Source organism: Roseateles aquatilis (genome assembly GCF_002205645.1).
Lineage (GTDB): Bacteria > Pseudomonadota > Gammaproteobacteria > Burkholderiales > Burkholderiaceae_C > Roseateles > Roseateles aquatilis.
Genome location: NZ_NIOF01000007.1, coordinates 263,714 through 288,412, shown reverse-complemented (window position 1 = coordinate 288,412; position 24,699 = coordinate 263,714). Strand labels below are relative to the sequence as shown.

Sequence of the window (24,699 nt, the reverse complement as noted above, 5' to 3'; positions counted from 1 at the left end):
ATTACTTCGAAGCGGCCGGGGCGGCGGGCGCCGCACCCTGCGGCGCGGCGACGGGCTGGCCCTTGTCGTCGAGCTTCACGTGCTGCGGCGTCACCGGCGCGCCGGGCATGGCGTGCTGGAGACCGTCGATGATCACCAGCTCGCCGGGCTTGACGCCCTGCACGGCGCGGTAGCCGTCGAACAGCGCGCCCGGCTGGACCGGCCGCGGCTGAACGATGTTGTTGGCGCCGACGATCATGACCACCTTGCGGGTCTGGTCGGTGCCGATGGCACGGTCCGGGATCAGCACCGCGTTGTAGGCGCCGGTGCCCATCAGCTTGACGCGGGCGAACAGGCCCGGCGTGAAGGTGCCGTCCTTGTTGTCGAACACGGCGCGGCCTCGGATCGAGGCGGTCGCCGGGTTCAGCCGGTTGTCGACGAAGTCCATGCGACCCTCGTGCGGGTAGCCTTCCTCGTTGGCCAGGCCGAGCAGCACCTTGTTGGGCTGGTCACGCTTGTTGCCGCCGTTGCGGGCCGCCTTGACGTACTTGAGGTAGGTGGCCTCGCTGGCGTCGAAGTAGGCATAGACCTTGTCGTCGGAGACGACGGTCGTCAGCACCGGATCGCCGATGGTCACGAGGTTGCCCGGCGTGACGTTGGCGCGCGAGCTGCGGCCGGACACCGGCGCGGTGACGCGGGTGAACTCCAGGTTCAGCCGGGCCTGGACGACGGCGGCCTCGGCGGCCTTGATGTTGGCGTCCCCGTTGCGCACGGCGGACTTGAGCTGGTCGATTTCCTGCTGGCTGACGCCCTGGATCGCGACGAGCTTCTCGGCGCGGCCGAGATCCGATTTGCTCAGGTCGGCCGCGGTGCGCGCGGAGGCGAGCTGGGCTTCGGCGCGGGCGACTTCGGCGGCGAACGGTCGCGGGTCGATGGTGAAGAGCGGGTCGCCCTTCTTGACCAGTTGGCCCTCGCGGAAGTGGACCTTGTCCAGCGTACCGGCGACGCGCGAACGCACTTCGACCGTGTCAGGCGCTTCCAGTCGCGCGGTGAATTCGTCGAATTCCTGCACCTCGCGCTGGATCGCGGGGGCGACGGTCACGGGGGGCGGGCCGCCGTGTTGCTGTTGTTGATCCTGCTGTTGTCCACAGGCCGCCAGCGTCAGCGCCAGCAAGGCGCCCGCGACGGATTTGCGCTCGAAAAACGGTCCGGCCATGCATCACTCCCAAAACCGTCGCGATGTCTTTGTGCACCGCAACGTGGGGCGGAATGTACGCGGTACACCCAAGCCCTGCCAGTGGTCAGGGCAATACCTGTCCCTTTGACCGAGGGCTTCATTGACGAAGGGTCGGAGGCTGTGAGCAAGTCTGCTGCGGTGCCGCAAAAACAGACGTTCCGTCCGAGTGGAAGAAGGCCTTTTCCTCTCTGAAAACAGGCCGGGATCCGGGGCGCGGGTTCAGGAGGATGGCAAGGCGGAATGTTCGCGGCGGGTGCCGTCCGCTGAAGCGAGAAGGCCATGCCGACATGTCCAGCGACAACGCGACGCGGAAGCACGCTGCTGCCAAAAATCGCGTCGCCGGGCGCTCCACGTATCGCGGTCGTCGGTGCGCGCATGGGTTCATCGCGCCGCGGCCACCTTGAAGTACAGCTCGTTGGCGGACAGGGTGAAGTCGACGCAGGTGAATTCGATGGCGTCGTCGCCCGAGAACACACGGGACATCCATGCCCCGTCGTCGCCTCGGGCGAAGACCTCGGTGACTCTGCGCTCGGCGGCGATCAGCACGTACTCGCGCAGCGCGGCGATCAGCTTGTAGCGATTGAATTTCTCGATGCGGTCATGGCGGCGCGTGCTGTGGGAACTGACCTCGACGATCAACAGGGGGCTAGTCGCCCGCTGTTCGGCGGCGAGGTCGTCGGCGTTGCAGCTCACGGAGACATCCGGATAGAAGTAGGCCTCGGCGGCCGTCACATGGATCTGCATGTCGCGTTGAACACCTCGCAGGGCGTTTCCGCAAGATGCCGCCGCAAGCAAGAGACCAAGTTCACCGACACCAATACGTGTCTCTTATCCGCCCCGGACATGGCGATTACCTGTCCGTCCATGTACTCGTGCTTGCGATCCTGCAACTGTTCCCAAACGAGGTAATCCTCGGGCGTCATGAAGGTCTCTCGGGCCTGTTCAAGAAGGAGGTGGTCATTCTTGGCAAACCGTTGCGTTGTGTGTCTCACCCGAATCGGCATCGATGGCAAGGCCTGACCCCGATCGATGGCGCTCGGCGACTGATTCTCGGGGCCGAGTTCCGGACGAGGCCGCCGCAGAGCGTCCGGTTCGCTTCGAACCATCGCAGCCGGACGGCGACTGGATCGCGGGCATGTGCCAAGCGAACGAAGGGACGAGACGATGGACACGAGAGGACGGTCGATGACATGGGTGGGCGTGACGGCGCTCCTGGGGTTGGCGGCAGCAGTCGGCATCGTGGTGTGGCGCGGGGAGCCGGGTCACGAAGGTGAGGCCACCGCGGCGATCGAGACCACGCACGCTCAGGGTGTGATCCGCGCGGCCGGCCCGTCGCCCGAAGGCGGGCAGCGGCCGATGCGGCCCGCGGGTCAGGAGCAGGCGGCGCCTTCCGCCATCGCCATCGAGTTCGCCGCGCCTTGGTCGGCATTGATTCACTTCGAGACTGACGAGGAACGGCGCCGGCGGATCTTTCGCAGTGACCCGTTCGATGTGGTGGCGGCGTTGCCGACGTTGATGGAACGCGCCGCGAAGGGAGAGGCGGAAGCGGCGCTGCACTTGCACAGCTTGGCCGAGACCTGCGATGCGCGCCAGAGCGCCATCAATCCGCCAGCGGGCTTCATCCCGCTCGACTGTTCTGCTCCGCGCGCATGGAGTGAGGAACAGCGGCGGTCGCTGAGAAGCCAGGCCGTCCTGTCTGGCGATCCGTCGCCGGCCTTGAGCATGCTGAAGGAGGCGGAGTCCATGCCGATCGACCATGCGCTTCGCGAGGACACCATTGCCGACGCGGTCCTGTCGCTCGACTTTGCGGGCCGACGCGGGTGCCTCGAATGTCTCGTCGCCTTGGCCGAGATCCATCGTGAAGGGCGACTGGTGTCACAGGACTTGCGACGCAGCTTCGCGTATCTGCAGGTTGCCGCCGTGGCGAGTGGCGAGGCGTCTTACGCGCAGTTGGCGGAGGCGATTCGGCCGTCGTTGCGACCGATCGACGTCGAGTTCGCGCGCACGCTTCAAGAGCGGTTGGCGAAAGCTCTTGAACGCAACAAGGCCCGCTGAGCGCGGGCCTGTCATCACAGGAGCGAGCCGATCACCGGACTTTGCCTAGACGCCGCGCCCGCAATGAGCCGAGGCACGGTCCTTTCGAGTAGCGACGGGCTGGATTGGAAATCCAGGGCCATTCGATTTCACTTCGCATCCCGGTGGAATCGCGTTAGGCGACTCGATCTTCGTCGACGGCCACGGACTGCGCCTGAACAGCGGCGGACTTGCTCCGGTCAAGCGCGACCTCAAGGGAATCGCCAGGCAAGAAAAAACCCGGGCACTGCCCGGGTTCTTTTTTTGCACGCCGCCTGGAAGGCGGCGCTGTCGCGAAGCGCGAATCAATGCACCCCGTGCATCAACTTCTTCATCCACGGGCTCAGCAGCATGAGCAGCAAGCCGGCACCGGCCGGAACGATCGTGAAGATCAGGAAGAAGGTGGACATCGAGTACGTCGACGAGATCGCGTCGATGTACGAACCGGTCATGCCCGCGATCTTGTTGGCGATCGCGGCATTGACGAACCAGACGCCGAACATCAGACCCAGCAGGCGCGCCGGCGCCAGCTTGGAGATGTAGGACAGGCCCACCGGCGACAGGCACAGCTCGCCCATCGTGTGCAGCAGGTAGGCCAGCGTCAGGAAGATCATGCTGACCTGCGCCGTCTTCGCGCCCGCCGGAATGCCCGACGCGCCGTACGACAGGGCCGCGAAGCCCAGGCCCAGCAGCACCAGGCCGACACCGAACTTCACCGGACCGCTCGGGTTCCAGCGACGCTCCCACATCTTGCTGAACATCGGCGCCAGGATCACCAGGAAGAAGGAGTTCAGCACCCCGAACCAGGTGGCCGGAATCTCCGATTGCTCCATCTGGAACTCGCGCCCCAGCATCCACAGCGACAGGCCCCAGATCAGCGCCAGCGCCAGCGTCAGCAGGGCATTGGACAGCGCGTACTTGCCCGGCGTGCTGCGCGACAGCTTGATCAGCAGCCAGCTCAGGATCGCCACCGGGATCAACGTCATCAGCGAATTGATGATCTTGAAGATCAGCCCGCTCGTGCCCACCAGCGTGCGGTCGGTGTAGTCCGCCGCGAAGATCGTCATCGATCCGCCGGCCTGCTCGAAGGCGAACCAGAAGAAGATCGTGAAGAACGAGAACACGCCGATCGCGATCAGGCGGTCGCGCACGATGTGCGCCGGCGTGTCGTCCAGCGCGACGCTGGTGTCCACCACCGGGGCGTCCTTGCTCGGCGCCCCACCGACGTCGCCGAAGATGCCCTGGCTGAACCAGAACTGCAGCGCGCCCAGGATCATGAACACCGCGGCCAGGCCGAAGCCGTAGTGCCAGCCGATCTTCTCGCCGATGTAGCCGCACAGCGAGATGCCGAAGAACGCGCCCGCGTTCACGCCCATGTAGAACAGCGTGTAGCCGCCGTCGCGCTTGCCCTCGTTGTCCTTGTCGTAGAGCTGGCCCACGATCGCCGAGATGTTCGGCTTGAACAGGCCCGTGCCCAGGATCACCAGACCCAGGCCGACATAGAAGGTCGCCTTGGAGTCGAAGAACAGCGCGATGTGGCCGGCAGCGATGATGAAGCCGCCCAGCACCACCGAGCGCCGCGTGCCCAGGAACCGGTCCGCGATGTAGCCGCCGATGATCGGCGTCAAGTACACGAGCATCGTGTACGTGCCGTACAGGCTGGTCGCCTCCTCCCGGGTCCAGCCCCAGCCGCCCTTGGACGCTTCCGCGATCAGGTACAGCACGAGCAGCGCCCGCATGCCGTAGTAGGAGAACCGTTCCCACATTTCGGTGAAGAACAGGACGAACAGGCTATTGGGCTGGCCGAGGATGGTCTGCCGCGCTCCGGGAGTTTGAATTGTGTTCAAACGACGCTCCGTGATGGATCGAAGACCCGGCCTTCCGGGTCAGAGGGAATCGCGCGTTCCAAGGATCAGAACGCGCTTGCCGCTGGTCCAGGCCCCGGATCGGTCGATCCCTTGGGCCCGCCAGCGGCAGGCGCGCTATTGTCAGCCAAAGGTCGGCGCGAACTCGCCCCGCCTTATTAGGGGTGCCCCTAGGTGACGGACGTCATGACAAGGCGTCCTCAGCGCCCGTTCGCGCTATCCGGACGCGGGTCCCGGAGCAGCCGCAGGCCGTTCAGCACCACCAGCAGGCTGGCGCCGGCGTCGGCCAGCACCGCCAGCCACAAGGACCCGATGCCCGCCAGCGTCAGCGCCGCCACGATCGCCTTCAGGCCCAGCGCCAACACGATGTTCTGCTGAAGCACCGTCGCCACGCGCTCCGACAGGCCGATCAGTTCCGGCAGCTTGCGCAGGTCGTCCTGCATCAGCGCGATGTCGGCGGTCTCCAGCGCGGTGGCGCTGCCGGCCGCGCCCATCGCGATGGCGATGTCGGCGCGGGCCAGGGCCGGCGCGTCGTTGACGCCGTCGCCGATCATCGCGACCGGGCCTTGTGCCTCGGACAACGCCGCGATCGCGTCGAGCTTGTCCTGCGGCAGCAGCGGCGCCTTCACCGCGTCTTCCGGCAGGCCCAGCCGGCCCGCCATCGCGACGGCGCTGGGGCGCTGATCGCCGCTGAGCATCGTCAGCGCCAGACCGCGCTCGCGCAGCGCCTTCAGCACCTCGACGGCCTCGGGCCGCGGCGTGTCCGACAGCGCCAGCAGCGCCAGCGTCTGCGAGCCGCGCATCAGCCACACCAGGGTGTGGCCCTGCGCCTGCAGCGCCCGCGCGGCCTGGCGGGCCTCGTCGTCGACGGCGCCGCGTTGCTCGGCCAGGCGCTCATTGCCCAGCGCGTGGTCGATGCCGTCGAGCTGCGCCGTCAGGCCCAGGCCGGGCAGGTTCTGCAAATGCTCGACCGGCTCCAGCGCCGAGCCCAGCCGCTGGCCGTGCGCGGCGACGATCGCCTGCGCCAGCGGATGCGTGCTGCCGGCGTCGATGCGGGCGGCCAGGTGCAGCGCCTGGTCGGCGCCGATGGACGGGTACAGCGGCTGCACCGTCACCAGTTGCGGCCGGCCTTCGGTCAGCGTGCCGGTCTTGTCGAAGGCCAGCGTGCGCAGCTTGCGGGCGCGCTCCAGATACAGACCGCCCTTGATCAGGATGCCGCGCTTGGCCGCGGCGGCCAGGCCGCTCACGATCGTGACCGGCGTGGAGATCACCAGCGCGCACGGGCAGGCGATCACCAGCAGCACGAGGCCCTTGTAGATCCAGTCGCTCCAGGACCCGAGACCCAGCAGCGGCGGCAGCACCGCCAGCGCGACGGCGGCCAGCACCACCGCCGGCGTGTAGATGCGGGCGAAGCGGTCGATGAAGGCCTGCGTCGGCGCGCGCTGGGACTGCGCCTGCTGCACCGCCGAGGCCATGCGGTCCAGCAGCGTGTCGCCCTTGGCGGCGGTGACCTGCATCTCCAGCAGCCCGTCGCCGTTGATGCTGCCGGCCAGCAGCGCGTCACCGGGGGCCTTGTCGACGGGCATCGCTTCGCCGGTCAGCGCGGCCTCGTTCAGGCTGGACCGGCCGCTCAGCACGCGGCCGTCCAGCGGCACGCGCTCGCCCGGCGGTACGCGGACGCGGGCGCCGATCGCGACCTGCGCGGCCGGCGACGTCGTCCACCGGCCGTCGGCGCCCTGCACCGAGGCGGTCTCCGGTGCCAGTTGCGTCAGCGCGCGGATCGCGTCGCGAGCGCGGGCCAGGCTGAGGCTTTCCATCATCTCGGACAGGCCGAACAGCCACACCACCATCGCCGCCTCCGGCCATTGGCCGAGCACGACGGCGCCGATCACCGCCAGGCTCATCAAGAGGTGGATGTTGAGCGTGACGCTGCGCAGCGCGATCCAGCCCTTGCGCAACGTCGTCAGGCCGCCGAGCAGCATCGTCGCGACGGCGAGCGCGATCACCAGCGGGCCGGCTTCGTCGAAGCCGGAGAAGGCCAGCGTCTCCGCCGCGACGGCGGCCACGCCCGCCAGCGCCATGCGCCAGCGCAGGCCGGTGGAAACGGCCGGCGGCGGCGCGGGCGGCGGGGCCTGGGCCTCGACCGGCTCGGCCTGCATGCCGGCCGCGGCGATGGCGGCCCGCAGCGCGCGGTCGTCGGGCAGGCGGTGGTGGACGTCGAGCAGGCGGTTGATCAGGTCGAACTCCAGCGCGACCACTCCGCGCTGGCTCTGCAGCTGACGGCGCAGCAGCGTCTCTTCCGTCGGGCAATCCATGCCGGCGATGAAGTAGCGCTGGCGCGTGGTGCCGGCCAGGTCCTTGGCGTCCGGCGCCGGGACTTTCGCGGCGGGCGCGGCGCAGGACGCGCCAGGGGCGTGGTCATGCGCATGCGCATGGTCGTGAGCGCCGTTGTCGTGCGCGTGGCCCGGCTGGTGGTCATGACCGTGGTGTGCATGGGCCTCACGGGCGGCGGGCTTCGACGCGGGCCGAGGCGCCGGGGCGGCCTCGGCGCCGCAGCAGCCGCCGCACGCGCCGGCTTCCGGCAGTGCCGAGGCGGCGCCCGTGGACGCGGGCGAGGGGGGGCGGTGATCGTGTTCCTGATGTGCCATGAGGGTAGATTGGATAGTCTGTAGCCACTCCAAGGTCAAGCGGCTATTCTGAAGCCCATGCGAATCGGCGAACTGAGCAAATCCACGGGGGTGGACATCGAGACCATCCGCTTCTATGAGAAGAGCGGTCTGCTGCCGCCCCCCGCGCGCAGCGACAACGGCTATCGGGACTATGCCCACGCTCACCTGGAGAGGCTGGCGTTCATCCGGCACTGCCGGGCGCTGGACATGTCGCTGGCGGACGTGGCCCTGTTGCTGGACAGCGTCGAGAGCCGCGACCCGGCCGCCCTGGCGAGGGTGGACGGGCTGGTGGCGTCGCAACTCGGCAAGGTCCGGGCCCGGCTCAAGAGCATGCAGGCGCTGGAGGCGCAACTGGTGGCGCTGCAGAAGCGCTGCGACGCGGACCATGACCACCACGCCTGCGGCATCCTGGAGGAGCTGGTGTCCGCCGCGCACGGCGAGGCCTGCGCCTGCCATCCGGGCGATCACGGCGCCCCCGAGGCGCCTGGCGCCGCTGCCCCGGCGAGCGCCGGGAGCGCCGCCTCGCGTGGCGCGTGACGCAGTTCGCACTTTCCGTCCCTTAAAGACGGTGGCGGGGGTGCTCCGGATTCAGCCCTGGTTCTTTCGAGCCGATGTAGAGTCCGGGCCGCCCGCGTTACAACTTTCCACAAAAGAGCGCGGCCCTTCATTCCACCGCGCCCGCACATGCGTGTCTGCTCTCTGTCATCGGTCAAGAACCGCATCGTCCTCGGTCAGCCGCTGAGCTTCAGCGTGCGCGATGCCGACCGGACGCTGCTGCTCGCGCGCGGGCAGGTGATCGCGGACGAGGCCCAGCTCGACGCGCTGATGCGACGCGGCGCGCTGGTGGAGGTCCACGAGCTGGCCGAGGCCATGCGTCCCGGCGCGCGGACCGGATCGTCGTCGCCGCGCCGCGACCAGTTGCCGGCGGAATGGGACCGCGGCCTGCAGGACGTCCGCAATGCGCTCTCCGCCACGCCGGACCGGCTCGCCGGGGCGTTGACCGGTGCCACGACGATGCTGCTGTCGCTGATCGACAGCTCGCCGGAGATGGCTCTTGCACAGGTGGTCAGACAGCCTGAAACGGCTAGCGGCCATTACGGCGTTAATCATTCCTTGCATGCGGCCACCGCCTGCCACGCCGCGGCGCGGTACCTGGGCTGGGGCCCGGACGACCAGCGCCGCGCGTTCCAGGCGGGGTTGACGATGAACCTGGGCATGCTGGACCTGCAGGCACGCCTGTCCAGCCAGGTGTCGCCGCTGACCTCGATGCAGCGCGAGGCCATCAACGATCACCCGATCCGCAGCGTCGAGATGCTCAGCGCCGCCGGCATCGAGGACCGCGACTGGCTTGAAGCCGTGCTGCAGCACCACGAGGTCCCGGACGGCTCCGGCTACCCGCACGGCATCACCGACATCGGCGAGCTCGCCGAGATGCTGCGCTATGCCGACATCTACACCGCGCGCCTGAGCAGCCGCGCCAACCGCCCGGCGATGAGCGCCGCGCAGGCCGGGCGCGAGCTGCACCAGATGGCGGCCCAGAGTCCGCTGGCGTCGGCGCTGATCAAGTCCTTCGGCATCTTCCCGCCCGGCAGCCTGGTGCGGCTGGCCAGCGGCGAGGTCGGCCTGGTCGTGCGCAACGGCGACAAGGCCCACCGGCCGATGGTGTCCGCCTTGACCAACGCCAACGGCGAGCCGCGCCACACGCCGGTGCTGCGCGACAGCAGCCGCGACGACCACGCCGTCGTGGCCTTGCTGCCGGCGCACGCCTCGCCGATCCGCCTGTCGGACGAACGCATCGCCTCGCTGATCGCCGGGGCCTGATCCGCGCCGGCCGACGCACCCCGGGTGTCGTCATGACACCTTTGACCACGCCTTGCAGGGTGCTGACCCGCATGCATCAGCCTGGGCGGCACGGGCCTCTCCATGGGTGGACTTGGTAGTTAATTAACTCGCGAATACTCCGCGCTTTCCATCATCGGGGGTACCTGTGGAGCGAGACGTGGAACTCAAGTCGGGCAGTTGGCGGGCCATCGTCTCGCCGGTTCGCGGGGGGCGATTGAGATGGTTGGGCGAGGTGGTTCGAAGCCGCCGCGAGCCTTGGTTGCGGCCGATGCAGATGGAGCGTGGCCTGATGGTCGGTGGCGCGGCGCCGCGATTGGCGAGGCCCGGCGACGTGGCGATGGACGCGATATCGACGGTGCCCGAGCCGGCCTCGCTCGACGACGCCTGGCAGTTGACCCGGCAGGACGCGGATGCGGTCATGCTGGTGCACCACCACCGCGGGCCCACGCCCGGGTCGTGGGGGTATCAGGCGAGCCAATCCTTGCGGCTGGTGCACAACCGGCTCGAATGGGAACTGTCCATCCGCAACCTGAGCCGACTGCCGATGCCCGCGCGACTGGGTTGGCGGCTGCATTTTCCGGAGGACTTCGCGCATCAGGTCCGTCTGGACGGGACGACGGAAGCGATCGACGATCCGACGCGCGGCCACGCCGAAGGGCGCGATGCGTGGGACGGCATCGCGACGCTCGGCGGCCAGGACGGCCGCTTCGTGCTGCTGCGCGCCGAGCCGCCGCTGACGACGCTGCACTTCCAGCGCCACGCGACGCGATCCTGGCTGCACCTGGACCTCATGACCCCGGACGTGCCGGTGCTCATGCCGCTGCCGTGCGGCGAGGAACTGACCTTGCGGCTGACGCTGGACCTGACGGCGGCGCCACGCGGGCCGTCGCTCGAGCACCCGGGGCCGCCGCCCACCTGAAGGCGACGGACGCGCCAGGCGCGCCCCGGCCCGACCGCCCACCGCGCAGGCCGGCCGAGGCCGCGCATCGCCCGGCGCGGGTCGTGGGCGCCCGGCGCAGGGGGGACGCGCGGGGGACGGCACCTATACTGCCGCGCGCCGCGCCCCTCTCGTGGCGACCGCCCTCCATGCCCTCTCTCGCCGCCCTCCGGCCCTACCTGCGCGATGCACTGCGCGACGACCTGATCGCCGCGGTGGTGGTCAGCGTGCTGCTGATTCCCCAGAGCCTGGCCTACGCGATGCTCGCCGGCCTGCCGCCCCAGGTGGGCCTGTACGCGAGCCTGCTGCCCCCGCTGGTCTATGCGGCGCTGGGCTCCAGCCCCTACCTGAACATCGGCCCGGTCGCGGTGCTGGCGCTCATGATCATGCAGACGCTGCAGCTCGCGCCGGCCGGCGTGAGCCCGAGCGAGGCCGCGCTGGTGCTGGCCGCCGAAGTCGGCGTGCTGCTCGGCGCCGCCGCGCTGCTGCGGCTGCATGCGCTGGCGGCGCTGCTGTCGGTGCCGGTGCTGCACGGCTTCGAGACCGGTGCCACCATTGCGATCGCGGCGAGCCAGATCCCGGTGCTGATCGGCTCGCTGGCGACGGGCGGCACGCTGCCGGATCTGGGACGGTCCCTGCAGGCGCACGGCTTCGACTGGCACGGCATCGGCGCGCTGTTCGGCGTCACCGCGCTGCTGGCGCTGATCGCGGTGCGGCGTCTGCCCAAGGGGCTGGTCTCGCGGCTCGCGCCGCTGGGCGTGCTGCTGGCCGCGATCGGCATCGCCTGGGCCTGGAACCCGCTGGGGCTGTCGCGCGTCGGCGAGCTGCCGCCGCTGGCGCTGGCCTTCACGCTGCCGCGGCTCGACCCCGAGCTGTGGACGGCGATGCTGCCGGGCGCCGCGCTGATCGGGCTGCTCGGTTACGTGTCCAGCCTCGCGGTGGCGGAATCGCTGGCGCGACGGGTCGGCCAGCGCGTCGATTCACGGCGTGAGCTGATGGGCCTGGCCGGCGCCAACATCGCTGCCGCGCTGTCGGGCGGGATGCCCGCGGCGGCCAGCTTCTCGCGCAGCGTCCTGATGAGCGACGCCGGCAGCCGTACCCGCATGACCGGCGTGTTCGTCGCCGGCCTGATGGGCATCGCGCTGCTGACGCTGTCGCCGCTGCTGGCGTGGTGTCCCAAGCCGGTGCTGGCGGCCAGCATCATGGTGGCGGTGCTGTCGGGCCTGAAGTTCGGGCCGTATCGCGACGCCTGGCGCTACGACCCGGCCGAGGCTGCCCTGATGTGGGCGGTGACGCTGCTGGTGATCTTCGTCGGCATCACCGCGGCGCTCGGGCTGGGCGTGCTGGGGGCGATCGCGCTGCTGCTCAAGCGCAGCGCGCGGCCGCACGTGGCGCTGATCGGGCGCATCCCCGGCACCGAGCATTACCGCAACTTCGAGCGCCACCAGGTCCTGCTCGACCCGCTGGTGCTGGGCCTGCGCATCGACGAGAGCCTGCTGTTCCTCAACGGCCGCAGCCTGGCCGACGTGGTCCAGGGCCTGCTCGACACCCATCCCTCGACGCGGCGCGTGCTGCTGCAGATGTCCCCGGTCAACAGCATCGACTTCAGCGGTCTGAGCGCGCTCAAGGAGTTGCATGAAACGCTGGAACGCCAGGGCCGTCGCCTCGACCTCAGCGAGGTCAAGGGGCCGGTGCTGGACCGGCTCAAGGCCAGCGGCTGGGAGGAGTGGTTCCGCGGGCGGCTGTACCTGAGCCATCACCTGGGAATGACGGCCAGCGACTGAGCGCCCGCTCGATCAATGCACCTCGTTCAGATGCCCGTGCTTGCGCAGGTCCGGCATCAGGAAGCAGACGAGGAAGGCGAAGCCGCACATCACCGACACGTAGACGTAGAACGCGCTCTCCATGCCGGCGCTCTTGAGGCTCAGCGCGACGTACTCGGCCGAGCCGCCGAAGATCGCGTTGCCGATCGCGTAGGACAGGCCGACGCCGAGCGCGCGGATCTCGGGCGGGAACATCTCCGCCTTGATCAGCCCGCCGATCGACGTGTACAGCGACACGATGGCCATCGCCAGGATGATCAGGCCGAAGGCCGCATAGGGGCTCTGCACGCCCTTGAGCGCCGACAGGATCGGCCAGGTGCCCAGCATCCCCAGGATGCCGAACCACAACATCGACGTGCGGCGCCCGATCCGGTCCGACAGCGCGCCGAAGAGCGGTTGCATGCACATGTAGACGAACAGCGCGGCGGTCATCACCGTGCTGGCCACCTTCTTGTCCATGCCCACGCTCAGCACCAGGTACTTCTGCATGTAGGTGGTGTACGTGTAGAACGCCAGCGAGCCGCCCGCGGTGAAGCCCAGCACGATCAGGAAGGACCGGGTGTGGCGCTTGAAGAGCTCGCGCATCGAGCCCGATTCCTTGCGGTCCAGCTGGTCGCTCCGGGCCGTCTCGGCCAGCGAGCGGCGCAGGTAGAACGCGATCACCGCCGTGGCCGCGCCGGCCGCGAACGGGATGCGCCAGCCCCAGTCGTGCATCTGCTGGTCCGACAGCGTCTGCTCCAGCACCGCCACGACCAGCACCGCCAGCAACTGCCCGCCGATCAGCGTCACGTACTGGAACGACGCATAGAAGCCGCGCTGGCCGCGCAACGCGACCTCGCTCATGTAGGTGGCGCTGGTGCCGTATTCGCCGCCGACCGACAGGCCCTGGAACAGCCGCGCCGCCAGCAGCAGCGCCGGCGCGAGCACGCCGATGGTCTCGTAGGTCGGCATGCAGGCGATCGCCAGCGAGCCGCCGCACATCATGAGCACCGAGATCATCATGGCCGTCTTGCGGCCCTTCCGGTCGGCGATGCGACCGAACAGCCAGCCGCCGATCGGTCGCATCAGGAAGCCCGCCGCGAACACGCCCGCGGTGTTCAGCAACTGGACCGTCGGATCGCCCTTGGGGAAGAAGGCGTGGGCGAAATAGATCGCCGTGAAGGCGTAGACGTAGAAGTCGAACCACTCGACCAGGTTGCCGGACGAGGCGCCGACGATGGCCAGGATGCGGTCGCGCTTCTCGTGCGGCGTGTAGTGGCCGGGCGTTCCCGAGGGCACGCCGGCGGGCAGGGGGGAGGTGTTGGCGTTCATGCGCAAAGCCTACTCCTGCGCTGTAAAACCCGCAGGCGGGCTTCGGGCAAACCGAACGCCACGCGCACCCGACGGCGGCTTACGTCATTTCAGCCATCGCCAACCGCACGCCGAAGGCCAGGAACAGCGCGCCGATGCCACGGTTGAGCCATCGCCCGAGCGTCTGCGTCCATGCGCGCCCGCGCACGCGGGCCCCGGCCGCCGCGCTGGACCACGCCAGCAAGTGGCACCAGAGCATGCCGTTGACGTTGAACACCGCGCCCAGGACCACGAACGCCATGGCCTTGCTGGGCGCGTCGGCCGAAATGAAGTGCGGCACGAACGCGAGGAAGAACAGCCCCACCTTCGGGTTCAGCACATTGGTCAGGAAGCCCTGCGCGAAGATGCGCCGCAAGGGCAGCGGCGCGGGCGGCGGTGGTGCGTCGTCCGAGGCCACGGCGGCGCGGCGTTTGAACAGCATGCCGATGCCGAGGTAGACCAGGTACGCCGCGCCCAGCAGCTTGACCACCGTGAACGCCGCCGCCGAGGCCGCCAGCAACGCCGACAGTCCCAGCGCCGCCGCGAGCACGTGGACGCAGGTGCCGGCGCCGATGCCCAGCGCGGCGGCCGAGCCGGCCCGGAAACCTTGCGTGGCGCTGCGGGCCATGATCAACAGCGAATCCGGGCCCGGCGTCATGTTGAGCAGCAGGCCGGAGGCGATGAACAACCCGAGGTCGTGGATGCCGAGCATGAAGGGGTCCCCCGAAAGGCCGCCATCATGCCCCACCCGCCGCGGGCCTCCCACGCCCCATCCGCGTGCCTTCGGGCCGCGACGCGCCCCTGCCGTCGCGCATCCGCACGAATGCCGGCTCACCGCGGCGATTGTTCCGATCTTTTCAACGGTGTGTTGCGAGCCAATGGATTTAAGGGTTGACCCTTATCAATTATCGTTGAGCCATCGACAAATCGAAATCGCTCACGGCCTCGCCAAGCAAACCCAGCCGATAACCCGGATGAGTTTCAGACGAAACCCCAGCGACCGAGGCGCCGAATCCACCCCGCGCCCTTCGCCGAAAGCCCTGAGGCCGACACTGAAAGGAATGATCATGACCGCCAAGAACGTTATCGCTTCCGCCCTGTTCGCTTCCGTGGCCCTGCTGGCCGGCAATGCGATGGCCAACGACAACCCGCACACCCAGCCGGTCAACCCCCCGAGCCAGGTCAGCCGCGCTGAAGTGCTGGCCGACCTGCAGATCTATCGCGAATCGGGTCTGGCCGCCGTCGAGCAATCGGAAACCTACGGCTACGACAACGAGCGCCGCGCCGAAGCCAAGGCCAAGTACGCGCAGCTGCGCAGCTCGCCGTATTACGCGACGCTGGTGAAGCGCTTCGGCGGCAGCGTGCCGGCCACCGCGGTCGCTGGCCGCTGAGCCCCGCGATTCTGTTTCCTCTCTCTCCTCCTGAAGAACTCGAACAACAGACGTCGAATTTGAAGGTCAAGGGCTTCGGCCCTGGTCGGCGGCGGTGACTCCGCACTCCTCCTCCTGTCCGCCGCCGACCGCCTATCCACCCCTCGGATGAGTTTCTACTCGCCGAGGGGTTTTCTTTTGCGCGCGGCCGCAATCCCATAAGGGGTATTGATCCAATATTCGCCCGCACCACCGGTCAATTTTCTTGTTCGCACCAAACCGCCCTGAAATGGACCGGCGACGGCTGTTTTCATCGCAGGGCGCCCGAAACGTCCGGAATCTCCGAGAATCGCCCGCGCGGCCCACCCCCGAGGCCGCCCAGAAACCAGCGACCGAGGGCTTCGGATGGACCGGATCGTGCAAATGCGGGCGTTCGCCCGGGTGGTGGAAACCGGCAGCTTCACCAAGGCGGCCGACTCGATGGACTTGCCCAAGGCCAGCCTGACGCGGTTGGTGCAGGCGCTGGAGGCCCGCTTGCGGGTGCAGTTGCTGACGCGTACCACCCGCAAGGTGACCGTCACGCAGGACGGCGCGATCTATTACGAACGCACCATGGCCCTGCTCAACGAGCTCGAAGCCATCGACCAGGGCATGCTGCACGAGAACAGCAAGCCGCGCGGGCGGCTGCGGGTCGACGTCACGACGCTGACCGGCTCCCGCGTGCTGATCCCGGCATTGCCGGACTTTCACGAGCGCTACCCCGACGTCGAGATCGCGCTGGGCGTCAGCGACCGGTCGATCGACCTGCTGGTGGATAACGTCGACTTCGTGCTGCGCGTCGGGCCGGTGCAGGATGCCGGGCTGGTCGCGCGGCGTGTCGGGCAGATCCTGTTCTGCACCTGCGCCGCTCCGTCCTACATCGAGAAGCACGGCCTGCCGCGCGAGCCGCGGGACCTGGACCGGGAGCCGCATCAGGCGGTGGGTTACTTCTCGTCGCGGACGGGGCGGGTGTTCCCGTTCGTGTTCCACCGCGGCGACGAGCGCCTGGAGATCGAGGGCCGGCGCCGCCTGGACGTCAACGACAGCAACGCCTACGTGGCCGCGGGCCTGTCCGGCCTGGGCGTCGTGCAACTGGCCAAGTACGCGGTCGAGGACCACCTCGCGCGCGGCGAGCTGGTGCCGCTGTTCCCCGAGTGGCACCACAACCCGATCCCCGTGTACCTGGTCTATTCCCCCAACCGGTACGTGTCGGCGCGGATGCGGGTGTTCATCGACTGGGTGGTGGAGACGCTCGCCAGGCGGGGGCTCGGGCCGACGTGAGCCGGGCGGGCCCGGCGCCCGGTTTCAATCGGCCCAGATGACCTTGCGGCGCTGCGCGACCCAGCCTTCCAGGCGCGGGCCGTAGACCTCGTCGACGCGGTTGCGGCGCACCTTGAAGGTCGGCGTGATCAGGCCGTTGTCGACGGTCCAGGGCGTGGCGGACAGGACCAGGCAGTCCAGATGCTCGTGCGGATCCAGGCGCGCGTTGACCGCGTCCAGATGCGCGGCCAGGTCCTTCTCCAGTGCGGCGCGATCGCCCGCCGCCGCGTCGGGCGACAGCATCGCGATGCCCACCGGTTGCGCCAGGTTCGCGCCGGTCACGACGCAGGCCTCGATCGCCGGATGGACCGACAGCCGGTCCTCGATCGGCGCGGGCGCGACGTACTTGCCCTTGCTGGTCTTGAACAGGTCCTTCACCCGACCGGTGATGCGCACGCAGCCGGCCAGCGCGCCCTTGTCGGAGATCTCCGCCTTGTCGCCGGTCTTGAGCCAGCCGTCGGCGGTGAGCGTCTCGGCCGTCAGCTCCGGCTGCTTGTAGTAGCCCAGCATCAGCGCGGCGCTCTTCATCTGCAGCTCGCCGGTGATGGGGTCGATGCGCGTCGACACGCCGTCGTAGGCGGGGCCGACGCTGCCGGTCTGGTCCTTGCCCGCCACGGTGATGTGGGACAAGGCCAGGTTCTCGGTCATGCCGTAGCCCTCGTTGATCGGCAGGCCCAGCGCGCGGTACCACTTCAGCAGCGCGACCGGCATCGGCGCCGCGCCGCCAGCGGCGAAGGTGCACTGGTCCAGGCCCAGCGCCTTGAGGATCTTGCGCCGCACCAGCCCGCCGATGATCGGCAGCCCCAGCAGCATCTCCAGCTTGCGCTGCGGCAGTTTGGCGTGCACGCCCTGCTGGAACTTGGTCCACAGGCGCGGGACGGAGAAGAACACCGTCGGCCGCGCGCGTTGCAGGTCGGCGGCGAAGGTATCGATGCTCTCGGCGAAGTACACCAGCATGCCGGTGCGCAGCCAGCCGTGCTCGACCAGCGCGCGCTCCACGACGTGGGCCAGCGGCAGGTAGGACAGCATGCGGTCCTCGCCGGTCAGCGGCACGCGGTTCAGGCCCGACGTGATCGCCCAGGCGAAGTTGCCAAAGCTGTGCATCACGCCCTTGGGCGCGCCGGTGGTGCCGGATGTGTAGATCAGCGTCGCCAGGTCGTCGGCCGCGCGGGTCGGCTTGCCTGCGATGGGCGCGGTCTCGGCGCAGATCGCGTCCCAGTGGTCGTAGCTGTCCTGCGCGTCGTCCGGCGACACCGGGTAGGAGATGCACGGCAGGCCGTCGGGCACGCCGGCCTTCATGCCGTCCCAGCCGTCGAGCTTGCCGACGAAGAGCAGCCTGGCCTCGCTGTGATCGAGGATCTGGCGGATGGTCTCGGGCGCGAGCGTCGGATACAGCGGCACGCTGACGTAGCCCGCCATCCAGATCGCCAGATCGCTCATCAGCCACCAGGCGCAGTTCTTGGACAGGATCGCGACGCGGGCACCGGGCTCCCAGTGCTGCTCCTGCCCGAGCGTCTTGAGGTGGGCGGCCATGCGGCGCGCCTGATCGGCGACTTCCTTCCAGGTGAAGTCCCGGACAACACCCGACCCCATCGGTTGACGCAGCGTCACGCGCTCGGGCGCGTCCTCCTCCCAGCGGTACAGGCGTTGCAGCGCCAGGGAATCGGCCGACTGACGGGGAATGGACATCGAAGTCTCCTTGTTCTTTGAAGATGAGCCGCGCCGAAACCGGACGGAATCAGCGCCCGAGACTACGCCGGCTCGTCGATTCGAACGAGCGGGTTTCTTCGATGAACGTGATCGACTTGGCTCTCCAATCGGCCGTTGCCAACAGATACCAACACCCCGGGCCACCCGAACCCCGAGTCGAGGCCGTGCGCCATGCGCCGTGATTCCCGAGCGGTCGCATGCAGCGACGTGTCGGTCGGAGGGAACCGTGGGGTCCGGGGGCGACTTGGGACCTGGAGCCCCCGGGCCCCCGGCTTCCCGGAGACGTGCGCGGTGATGCGTACAGTGGCGTGTCGACGCCCCCAACGACCTCAGCCCTTTTGCGCCGCGGCCTCGATCTCCGCCGCGACCAGCGCCTCGAGTGCCGGCATCACGACCTCGTCCGCCGCCGCCTTCGACACCGGCGCCTCGGCCAACGCCGCCGCGCCCTCGCGCTTCAGACGCGCCACCCACTGCCCGGCCTCCTTGCCTTGCGACAGGCCGGTGCTCTGCAGCAGCAGCGTGCCGTCGGCCGCGAGCAGCTTGAAGTAGAAGAGCCCGTCGTTTTCGCGGTACTGCTTGAACGCCGGCACCGTCGACTTGACCTTCGCCGTGGTCGCCACCGGCGCGGCCAGCGGCTGGAAGCGGCGCAGGCCGACCGCCTCGCGGGCGCGGGCCAGCAGCGGCGCGGCGATGGCGCGGGCCTTGGCGGCGCCCTCCATCAGGATGGCCTCGATCTTCTCGGGGTTGGCCATCAGCGCGTCGTAGCGCTGGCGCATCGGACCGATCTCCGCGTCGATCAGCGCATGCAGCCGATCCTTGGCCTCGCCCCACGACAGGCCGGCATGCAGCGCCGCGCGGAACTCCTGGCGCTGCGCCGGCGTGGCGAAGGCGTCGTAGATCTGGACCAGGTGCGAGCCCTCGGTCTCCTTGGGCTCGCCGGGCAGGCGCGAGTCGGTCACGATCTTCGAGATCGCCTCGCGCAGCGCCTTCGCGCCGCCCTCGAAGAGCGGGATCACGTTGTCGTAGCTCTTGGACATCTTGCGGCCGTCCAGGCCGGGCAGCAGCTCCATCTCCTCGTCGATGCTGGCCTCGGGCAGCACGAAGAGCTCTTCCTTGAAGGTGTGGTTGAAGCGCTGGGCCACGTCCCGCGCCATCTCGATGTGCTGCGCCTGGTCCTTGCCGACCGGCACCCGATGGGCGTTGAACATCAGGATGTCCGCCGCCATCAGGATCGGATAGCTGTACAGGCCCATCGTGATGCCGGCGTCCGGATCCTCGCCCGCCGCCACGTTGGCGTCGACGGAGGCCTTGTAGGCATGGGCGCGGTTCATCTGGCCCTTGGACGTGACGCAGGTCAGCAGCCAGGTCAGCTCCGGGATCTCGGGAATGTCGCTCTGGCGGTAGAACACGACGCGGCTGGTGTCCAGGCCGGCGGCCAGCCAGGTGGCGGCGATCTGCAGGCGCGAGGCCTCGATGCGGGCCGGCTCGTCGCACTTGATCAGCGCGTGATAGTCGGCCATGAAGAAGAAGCTCTCGGCGCCGGGTTCGCGGCTGGCCGCGATCGCGCGGCGCACCGCGCCGACATAGTTGCCGAGGTGCAGGGTGCCGGTCGTGGTGATGCCGGTCAGGACACGCAGGGTCATGGGAGCTCGTCAGCGTCGTTTCGCAAAACGTCGATTGTCCTGCAAAGGGGCGGGCTCCGGCGCTCGCGCGGTCCGACCCGGCGCTCAGCCCAGCGTGGCCATCGCCTCGCCCAGGCGCACCGGACCGCCGGGTTGCCAGCGCGCATCGAAGTGAAGCGGCCCCTTCGGGAACAGCATCACCACCGTCGAGCCCAGCAGGAAGCGGCCCATCTCCGCGCCCTGGGCGTAGCTGAAGTGCTCGTTCTCGTAATGCCACGTGCGCACGCGTCCCGGCCGCGGCGGATTGACGATGCCGTGCCAGACCGTGGCCATCGAGCCGACGATCGTCGCCCCGACCAGCACCATGATCCAAGGCCCGTGCTCGCCCTCGAAGAGGCACACCACCCGCTCGTTGCGGGCGAACAGCCCCGGCACGCCGCGCGCGGTGGTCGGGTTGACCGAGAACAGATCGCCCGGCACGTGGACCATGCGCACCAACCGACCGGCGCAGGGCATGTGGATGCGGTGGTAATCGCGCGGGCTCAGGTACACCGTCGCGAAGTGGCCGTCGCGAAACTGCGCCGCCAGTTGCTGGTCGCCTCCCAGCAGCGCGGTGGTCGAGTACTGGTGGCCCTTGGCCTGGAAGATCTGGTCCGCGCGGATCGGGCCGAACTGGCTGATGGCGCCGTCGACCGGGCAGATCAGCGGTGCGTCCGCCAGCGGTCGCGCGTCCGGCTTGAGCGCGCGGGTGAAGAACTCGTTGAAGGTCGCATAGGCGGTGGGATCGGACTCCGCCGCCTCGGCCATGTTGACGCCGTACCGGGCGATGAAGTTCCGGATGATCCAGGTCGTGACCCCGCCCATCTGCGCGCCCGCGATCACCCCTGCGAAGCGGGTCATCGCCATCTTGGGCATCAGGTACTGGGGCAGGACGGCAAGACGGTCGGACACGTTGATGGGCGCGGATGGCTTCAAAAAGGTGGCGGATTCTAGGCGGGCAAGTTCGATACCCACACCCGGGTTGCCCCCGGAGTGGCGAGGGCGGCGCCCCCGAAAAGGCGGGACTCAGTACCATGGCGCCCGATGAATTCCTCCGGCAGTCCCCCTTTCGAGCCCGTCGATCCCGGCGGTGCACCGACGCATGAGCAGGCGCAACGGCACGAGCACAGCTCGTTCTACCAGTTCGTCGCGCTGGCGGACACCCAGTCCCTCGCCCAGCGCCTGCGCGACGTGAACGTGGCGCTGGCGCACGCGGTCGGCGGCAACATCCTGCTGGCGCCCGAGGGTGTGAGCGGCGCGATCGGCGGACCGCCGACGGCGCTGGCCGCGTTCGAGGCGGCGCTGCGTGCCGAGCCGCCCTTTGCCGATTTGCACTTCAAGCGCAGCTTCTGCGACACGCGTCCTTTCACCTTGCTGAAGGTGCATGAGAAGCCGGAGCTGGTCGCCTTCGGCCTGGACGGCGTGACGGGCCTGGCCGACCGCCGCGACACGCATGTCTCGCCGCGCGAGTGGCGCGACCTGATCCGGCGCGACGACGTGGTCGTCGTCGACAACCGCAACCACTTCGAGTTCGAGCTCGGCCATTTCGACGGCGCGATCGACCCTGGCGTGCGGCACTTTCGCGACTTCCCGGCCTACGTCGAGGCGCACGCCGACGCGTGGCGCCGCGAAGGCAAGACGGTGGCGATGTACTGCACGGGCGGCATCCGCTGCGAGAAGCTGTCCGGCTGGATGACCGACCGCGGCCTGACGGTGCGGCAGCTCGACGGCGGCATCCTCAACTACTTCGAGCAGATGCCGGACGCCGACGCGGACTGGCGCGGGGAGTGCTTCGTCTTCGACAAGCGCATCGCCATCGACACGCGGCGACGCGAGACCGCCACCACCGCCGAGCAGGTCTACGGCGACGATCCCGCCGAAGCCTGGCGCCTGGCGCGCGCGAAACGGCTGGATCCGAAGGGCTGAGCCCGGCCGGGCTGTCCGGGCGTCCTCAGCCGGTGAGGTCTTCGCGCAGCCGCAGACGGTGCGGGTTGCCGAGGTCGACGACGGCGGTGTGGGCGGCCTTGTCGTGCATGCCCTGCCGGTTGCCGTCCCACAGGATCTGCAGGAAGCCCATGCCGCCGGTGGCCATGCCGGCCGCATAACCGCCGTAGCGGCGCACGCACAGCATCGGCTTCATCGGCTTGCCGGTGAGCTCCACCACCTGCAGGCCCATCAGCCGCTTGCCGGGGGTCTGTCCGGGCCAGATCATCGGCCACAGCACGAACCAGCCGAACGCCCAGGCCAGGTTCAGGCCCACCAGGTCCCACCAGTGCTTCATGCGCTCGATCGGCGTGCGCCTGGCCTCGTCCCGGAGGGACCGGACCTTCGCCTCCAGCGACTTGATGCGCAGGCGCTGGGCCTTCAGTTGAAGCTCGGTGTCGCTGGCCGGCCGCGCCGCGGCCAGCGCGCCCGAACCGGCATCCGAGGCCGCCAGCGCCGCGGCGCCGGTGGCCGTCGCGACGGCGGTCTTGACCACGTCGGCGATCTCGGCCGGCGTGGGATCGGGGTGGTGGGACGCGCCCGCCGCGGAGGTCCCGGCGTTGTTGCCATCGTCCTGGCCGACGTCATCGTCCGGATCCGCCGAGGCCGCCTTGGCGGCCTGCGCGGCGTTCTCCCGGCGTGATTTCTGCGGCGTGTCGTCCAGATACCCGGCCGCGCTCGAATACAGCCCGAGCGCCACCACGCACAAGGCGGGCGCCCAGCCCAGCCAGCCGCCGCGCAGCGCCTTCACCTCGCCACGGGAAACCCGCTGCATCTTGTGCCAGCGCCATGCCACCCAGCAACAGCCGGCCAGCAGCAGGGTGTTGCCGAAGTTGGAAAGGATCACGAGCAGGATCAGGTCGATCGCCATCGCCTTGGCCCGTTGCCAGGGCGTGGCCAGCGGCAGCCCGAGCAACGTCGGCGCGACGTTCAGGTCCTCCGGGGTGATCCAGTCGCGCGGATCCTGCGGCATGCCGTCGGCCGCGGGCTTCTTGTGGAGGAGGCTTCGGCCCCGGGCGATGGCGCGATCGACGGCAGTGGTGGCGGACGCGACCACCGAAGTCGAGGCCGACGCCTGGGCCTGGACGATGTCGGGCGTCGAAGGAGTCGGCGCCATGGCGGACGTCGTGGACGCGGCGACGGCGGACGCGACGATGGCGGGCAAGGCGGCGTCCGTCGCGGGCGCGAGCGGATCGGGAACGGTCGCGGACGACTCTGCGGGGACGGTCATGGGCCGGCATTGTCGTGAGACTGTCAGCCGGCGTCCGCCCATGACTTCCCTACCCGCCGGCGGGGGAGCGAGGTGCCCTGAAGCGTCCCTCCCGAGACGGATCGGCGAGCGGGCGTCCGGAGCTTTTCCTCCGCCCGAGGAGCACACCTTCCCTGGCGTCGCGCGCGCCTGGCGTTGCAAGATGCCATCGCAAGCCCCGCCCGAGCGTCCTGTCACCGCACACCCCCGATAATCCGCGCTCGCCCACCGACTTCCCACTGGTTCGCCCCCGGCGCCACGCCATGTCCAATCTCATCGTCCACGGCGGCTCGCCCTTGAAGGGCCGCATCGTCCCCTCGGCGAACAAGAACGCCGTCCTGCCCATCCTGTGCGCGACGCTGCTGAGCCGCGAGCCCGTGCGGCTGCACGGCGTGCCCGAGATCACCGACGTCAAGAAGATCCTGGAGGTCTTCCGCAACCTGGGCAGCAGCGTCGCCGTCGACTTCAAGACCGGCGTGCTGGACCTGCACCACCAGGACACCCATTTCGACCCGGCGCGGGACCACCTGCCCGAGGAGATGCGCAGTTCCATCATGCTGGTGCCCGGCCTGATGGCCCGCTTCGGCGCGGCGCGCATCGAGGACGACGTCAAGGGCTGCACGCTGGGCGCGCGCGAGATCGATCCCCATGTCGAGGTCTTCCAGCGCTTCGGCGCCCGCGTCGACCGCGCCGCCGACGGCCTGGTGGTGCAGGTGGACGGCAAGCTGCGCCACAACGACCACTGGACCGATTACGCCTCCGTCACCACGACCGAGAACTTCGTCCTGTGCGCCGCGCTGGCCGACGGCACCTCGACGCTCATGAACGCCGCCAGCGAGCCGCACGTGCAGGAGTTCTGCCAGTTCATGACGATGCTCGGCGCCCGCATCGAGGGCCTGGGCACCTCGCGCCTGACCATCCACGGCGTCGATCGGCTGGGCGGCGGCGAGTTCACCTTCGCCGAGGACTTCCACGAGATCGTGACCTTCCTGGCCCTGGGCGCCATCACCGGCGGCGACGTCCGGGTCAAGAATTCCCACCCCGAGCAGTTTCCGCTGATCGACCGCACCTTCGCCAAGTTCGGCGTCCAGATCATTCACGAGGACGGCTGGTCGCGCTGCGTGGTCGACGGCCAGCTCAAGGTCAAGGAGCCCTTCACCCGCAACATCCTGCAGAAGGTCGAGGCGGCGCCCTGGCCCTACCTGCCGGTGGACCTGCTGCCGATCTTCGTCGCGCTCGGCGTCAAGGCCGAGGGCAGCGTGATGTTCTGGAACAAGGTCTACGACGGCGCCATGGGCTGGACCACCGAGCTGTCCAAGTTCGGCGCGCACGCCTTCCTGTCGGACCCGCACCGCATGGTGACCTTCGGCGGCAAGACGCTCAGCCCGGCCGAGGTCGAGAGCCCGTACATCATCCGCGTCGCGATCGCGCTGCTGATGGTGGCGGCCAGCATCCCCGGCAAGTCGCTGATCCGCAACGCGACCCCGGTGCGTCGGGCCCACCCGCAATTCGCCGAGAACATCACCCGTCTCGGCGCCAAGGTGGAATGGGTCGAGGGCGACTGACCCCCTCGCCTCACCGGGCGCTCGGCGCGCGATGGCGCGCCGCGGGCC

Annotated in this window: 18 protein-coding genes and 1 pseudogene; 9 read left to right on the top strand and 10 right to left on the bottom strand. The window is 69.2% G+C overall.

All coding sequences use genetic code 11. The features are described from left to right. Position 1: 1 nt before the first annotated feature. Positions 2-1,195: an efflux RND transporter periplasmic adaptor subunit gene (locus CDN99_RS17120; RefSeq protein WP_088386088.1), complete on the bottom strand. Its 1,194-nt coding sequence runs from the start codon at positions 1,193-1,195 to the stop codon at positions 2-4. Positions 1,196-1,597: 402 nt separating this feature from the next. Further along, positions 1,598-2,082, bottom strand: a pseudogene (locus CDN99_RS17115) (Uma2 family endonuclease). A 319-nt stretch (positions 2,083-2,401) separates the two neighbouring features. On the opposite strand from CDN99_RS17115, the gene CDN99_RS17105 reads away from it, so the two are divergent. Continuing rightward, the gene (locus tag CDN99_RS17105) at positions 2,402-3,271 is read left to right on the top strand and encodes a hypothetical protein (protein WP_158218866.1); all 870 of its coding nucleotides are present in this window, start codon (positions 2,402-2,404) and stop codon (positions 3,269-3,271) included. Between the two features lie 323 nt (positions 3,272-3,594). Here the strand turns inward: CDN99_RS17105 and CDN99_RS17100 are convergent, their stop codons facing one another. Together CDN99_RS17100 and CDN99_RS17095 are read right to left on the bottom strand one after the other, a co-directional pair. Further along, positions 3,595-5,136, bottom strand: a complete 1,542-nt coding sequence (locus CDN99_RS17100; RefSeq protein WP_202820290.1) for a peptide MFS transporter — start codon at positions 5,134-5,136, stop codon at positions 3,595-3,597. A gap of 218 nt (positions 5,137-5,354) precedes the next feature. Further along, positions 5,355-7,802 carry a heavy metal translocating P-type ATPase gene (locus tag CDN99_RS17095; protein ID WP_088386084.1) on the bottom strand — a complete coding sequence of 816 codons (2,448 nt, stop codon included), beginning with the start codon at positions 7,800-7,802 and terminating at the stop codon, positions 5,355-5,357. Between the two features lie 57 nt (positions 7,803-7,859). Here CDN99_RS17095 and CDN99_RS17090 point away from each other — a divergent pair, with 57 nt between their 5' ends. From CDN99_RS17090 to CDN99_RS17080, 4 genes are all read left to right on the top strand, one after another. Beyond that, entirely contained in the window at positions 7,860-8,360 is a 501-nt protein-coding gene (locus tag CDN99_RS17090; protein ID WP_088386083.1) for a Cd(II)/Pb(II)-responsive transcriptional regulator, read from the top strand. 147 nt (positions 8,361-8,507) lie between these two features. After that, on the top strand, positions 8,508-9,644 hold the full coding sequence (locus tag CDN99_RS17085) for an HD-GYP domain-containing protein (RefSeq protein WP_088386082.1): 1,137 nt from the start codon (positions 8,508-8,510) through the stop codon (positions 9,642-9,644). Between the two features lie 289 nt (positions 9,645-9,933). Beyond that, the gene (locus CDN99_RS28300; protein ID WP_141100841.1) at positions 9,934-10,584 is read left to right on the top strand and encodes an aldose epimerase family protein; all 651 of its coding nucleotides are present in this window, start codon (positions 9,934-9,936) and stop codon (positions 10,582-10,584) included. Between the two features lie 167 nt (positions 10,585-10,751). Further along, on the top strand, positions 10,752-12,386 hold the full coding sequence (locus CDN99_RS17080) for a SulP family inorganic anion transporter (protein WP_141100840.1): 1,635 nt from the start codon (positions 10,752-10,754) through the stop codon (positions 12,384-12,386). Between the two features lie 12 nt (positions 12,387-12,398). Here CDN99_RS17080 and CDN99_RS17075 read toward each other — a convergent pair whose 3' ends face one another. Both CDN99_RS17075 and CDN99_RS17070 read right to left on the bottom strand, forming a co-directional pair. Continuing rightward, complete coding sequence (locus CDN99_RS17075) at positions 12,399-13,736, bottom strand: MFS family transporter (RefSeq protein ID WP_088386080.1); 1,338 nt, start codon at positions 13,734-13,736, stop codon at positions 12,399-12,401. 79 nt (positions 13,737-13,815) lie between these two features. Continuing rightward, positions 13,816-14,466 (bottom strand): LysE family translocator, encoded by a 651-nt coding sequence (locus CDN99_RS17070; RefSeq protein ID WP_088386079.1) that lies wholly within the window; start codon positions 14,464-14,466, stop codon positions 13,816-13,818. A gap of 355 nt (positions 14,467-14,821) precedes the next feature. Between CDN99_RS17070 and CDN99_RS28700 the strand changes: the two genes are divergently transcribed. Together CDN99_RS28700 and CDN99_RS17060 are read left to right on the top strand one after the other, a co-directional pair. Beyond that, on the top strand, positions 14,822-15,145 hold the full coding sequence (locus CDN99_RS28700; protein WP_158218865.1) for a DUF4148 domain-containing protein: 324 nt from the start codon (positions 14,822-14,824) through the stop codon (positions 15,143-15,145). A 402-nt stretch (positions 15,146-15,547) separates the two neighbouring features. After that, positions 15,548-16,444 (top strand): LysR family transcriptional regulator, encoded by an 897-nt coding sequence (locus CDN99_RS17060; RefSeq protein ID WP_238139562.1) that lies wholly within the window; start codon positions 15,548-15,550, stop codon positions 16,442-16,444. Between the two features lie 24 nt (positions 16,445-16,468). Here the strand turns inward: CDN99_RS17060 and CDN99_RS17055 are convergent, their stop codons facing one another. The 3 genes from CDN99_RS17055 to asd all read right to left on the bottom strand — a co-directional run bounded on the left by CDN99_RS17055 (position 16,469) and on the right by asd (position 20,766). Then, positions 16,469-18,172 (bottom strand): AMP-binding protein, encoded by a 1,704-nt coding sequence (locus tag CDN99_RS17055; protein ID WP_088386076.1) that lies wholly within the window; start codon positions 18,170-18,172, stop codon positions 16,469-16,471. Positions 18,173-18,522: 350 nt separating this feature from the next. Next, a complete protein-coding gene (locus tag CDN99_RS17050) occupies positions 18,523-19,836 on the bottom strand; it encodes a tryptophan--tRNA ligase (RefSeq protein WP_088386075.1) in 1,314 nt (437 codons plus the stop codon). Positions 19,837-19,920: 84 nt separating this feature from the next. After that, a complete protein-coding gene (gene asd / locus CDN99_RS17045) occupies positions 19,921-20,766 on the bottom strand; it encodes an archaetidylserine decarboxylase (RefSeq protein WP_088386158.1) in 846 nt (281 codons plus the stop codon). Between the two features lie 132 nt (positions 20,767-20,898). On the opposite strand from asd, the gene trhO reads away from it, so the two are divergent. Beyond that, a complete protein-coding gene (trhO, locus tag CDN99_RS17040) occupies positions 20,899-21,780 on the top strand; it encodes an oxygen-dependent tRNA uridine(34) hydroxylase TrhO (RefSeq protein ID WP_141100838.1) in 882 nt (293 codons plus the stop codon). Positions 21,781-21,805: 25 nt separating this feature from the next. Here trhO and CDN99_RS17035 read toward each other — a convergent pair whose 3' ends face one another. Next, positions 21,806-23,068 carry an RDD family protein gene (locus CDN99_RS17035; protein ID WP_141100837.1) on the bottom strand — a complete coding sequence of 421 codons (1,263 nt, stop codon included), beginning with the start codon at positions 23,066-23,068 and terminating at the stop codon, positions 21,806-21,808. A 281-nt stretch (positions 23,069-23,349) separates the two neighbouring features. Between CDN99_RS17035 and CDN99_RS17030 the strand changes: the two genes are divergently transcribed. Beyond that, positions 23,350-24,651, top strand: coding sequence for a UDP-N-acetylglucosamine 1-carboxyvinyltransferase (locus CDN99_RS17030; protein WP_088386073.1), 1,302 nt, complete (start codon positions 23,350-23,352; stop codon positions 24,649-24,651). The last annotated feature ends 48 nt before the right edge of the window (positions 24,652-24,699 follow it).

Bases quoted from the DNA above. Each gene is read 5' to 3' on its own strand.
- CDN99_RS17030 (WP_088386073.1), top strand. From the start codon at position 23,350: ATGTCCAATCTCATCGTCCACGGCGGCTCGCCCTTGAAGGGCCGCATC.
- CDN99_RS28300 (WP_141100841.1), top strand. From the start codon at position 9,934: ATGCAGATGGAGCGTGGCCTGATGGTCGGTGGCGCGGCGCCGCGATTG.
- CDN99_RS17055 (WP_088386076.1), bottom strand. From the start codon at position 18,172: ATGTCCATTCCCCGTCAGTCGGCCGATTCCCTGGCGCTGCAACGCCTG.
- CDN99_RS17105 (WP_158218866.1), top strand. From the start codon at position 2,402: ATGACATGGGTGGGCGTGACGGCGCTCCTGGGGTTGGCGGCAGCAGTC.
- CDN99_RS17080 (WP_141100840.1), top strand. From the start codon at position 10,752: ATGCCCTCTCTCGCCGCCCTCCGGCCCTACCTGCGCGATGCACTGCGC.
- trhO (WP_141100838.1), top strand. From the start codon at position 20,899: ATGAATTCCTCCGGCAGTCCCCCTTTCGAGCCCGTCGATCCCGGCGGT.
- CDN99_RS17095 (WP_088386084.1), bottom strand. From the start codon at position 7,802: ATGGCACATCAGGAACACGATCACCGCCCCCCCTCGCCCGCGTCCACG.
- CDN99_RS17060 (WP_238139562.1), top strand. From the start codon at position 15,548: ATGCGGGCGTTCGCCCGGGTGGTGGAAACCGGCAGCTTCACCAAGGCG.
- CDN99_RS17085 (WP_088386082.1), top strand. From the start codon at position 8,508: ATGCGTGTCTGCTCTCTGTCATCGGTCAAGAACCGCATCGTCCTCGGT.
- CDN99_RS17090 (WP_088386083.1), top strand. From the start codon at position 7,860: ATGCGAATCGGCGAACTGAGCAAATCCACGGGGGTGGACATCGAGACC.
- CDN99_RS17070 (WP_088386079.1), bottom strand. From the start codon at position 14,466: ATGCTCGGCATCCACGACCTCGGGTTGTTCATCGCCTCCGGCCTGCTG.
- CDN99_RS17035 (WP_141100837.1), bottom strand. From the start codon at position 23,068: ATGACCGTCCCCGCAGAGTCGTCCGCGACCGTTCCCGATCCGCTCGCG.
- CDN99_RS17075 (WP_088386080.1), bottom strand. From the start codon at position 13,736: ATGAACGCCAACACCTCCCCCCTGCCCGCCGGCGTGCCCTCGGGAACG.
- CDN99_RS17050 (WP_088386075.1), bottom strand. From the start codon at position 19,836: ATGACCCTGCGTGTCCTGACCGGCATCACCACGACCGGCACCCTGCAC.
- CDN99_RS28700 (WP_158218865.1), top strand. From the start codon at position 14,822: ATGACCGCCAAGAACGTTATCGCTTCCGCCCTGTTCGCTTCCGTGGCC.
- CDN99_RS17120 (WP_088386088.1), bottom strand. From the start codon at position 1,195: ATGGCCGGACCGTTTTTCGAGCGCAAATCCGTCGCGGGCGCCTTGCTG.